1 protein-coding gene is annotated in these 1,039 nt (G+C 50.3%); it reads right to left on the bottom strand.

Annotated features, from left to right (window positions below):
• A partial coding sequence (locus KDK16_RS12870; RefSeq protein ID WP_257276432.1) for a LysR family transcriptional regulator occupies nucleotides 1-934 on the bottom strand: 934 nt, incomplete at its 3' end.
• Nucleotides 935-1,039: the final 105 nt, after the last annotated feature.

Consider the following 1,039-nt stretch of genomic DNA (forward strand, 5'->3'; position numbering starts at 1 on the left):
CCGGCAGGGCCGGAAGAATTCCCGGCAACGTTTTGAAGCAGGTTTCTCTGGCTGTTTCCAGAAAGTCGGCAATGTAGGGCTGTTCTTTCTGTTCCACCCGGATACCTGCGTAAAGTGTTGACCAGAGACCTTCGCTTCCCAGCTTTCTTGCTGCAACATGGTCTTTTTCAAGGTACTCCGCCAGGGCCCAGTTAGGCAGAGCACAGACACCGCGCTGACTGGCAACCAGCTGCAGCATCATCAGAGTCAACTCAACCGTTCTGACTTGGTTGGGCTCTACGTCATCCGGATCCAGAAAACGATTAAAGATATCAAGCCGGTCGTGATCAATGGGATAGATGATCAGTGTTTCTTCTTCCAGATCAGCAGGCCCGATCCACTCCTTTTTCAGCAGGGAGTGGTGTCTGGAGAGAGCCAGTAGCATCTCATAACGAAACAGCGGGATATACGTCAGACCGGGAATATCCATCGGGTCAGAGGTTACCATCAGATCCAGCTCTCCTCTCGATAAGGCGGGTAAGGGGGCAAAGTTGAAGCCGGTGGCAAAGTCCATCTCCACTTCCGGCCATTGTTGACGATAAGCGTCAATGGTTGGCATTAGCCACTGGTAACAGCTGTGACACTCAATGGCAATGTTCAGTCGTCCTGATTCCCCTCCAGCCAGCCTGAACAGATCTTGCTCAGCATGTCTTAGTTGGGGAAGCAGTTCGTCTGCCAACTGCAGGATGCGCAGGCCTGCTGATGTAAATCTGGGTGGGCGGGTTTTGCGGATGAATAATTCCATACCAATCCGGGCTTCGAGTTCCTTGATCTGGTGGGAAAGAGCAGACTGAGTCAGGTGCAGGATTCTGGCTGCTTCAACAAGGCTGCCGGTCTGCTTCAGGGCGTGAAGTGTTTTCAGATGCCTCAGTTCCAATCCTATGTTGGTTGTCATGATAAGAAATGTCTCGTCTGGGGATTTATTCTTTAAAAGATTATCAATTCTGCTCACTATTATCATTAGTAAAATGAGTTTGATTCAAGTTCTTTCGTGGGCCAG

The organism is Endozoicomonas sp. SESOKO4 (genome assembly GCF_024606275.1).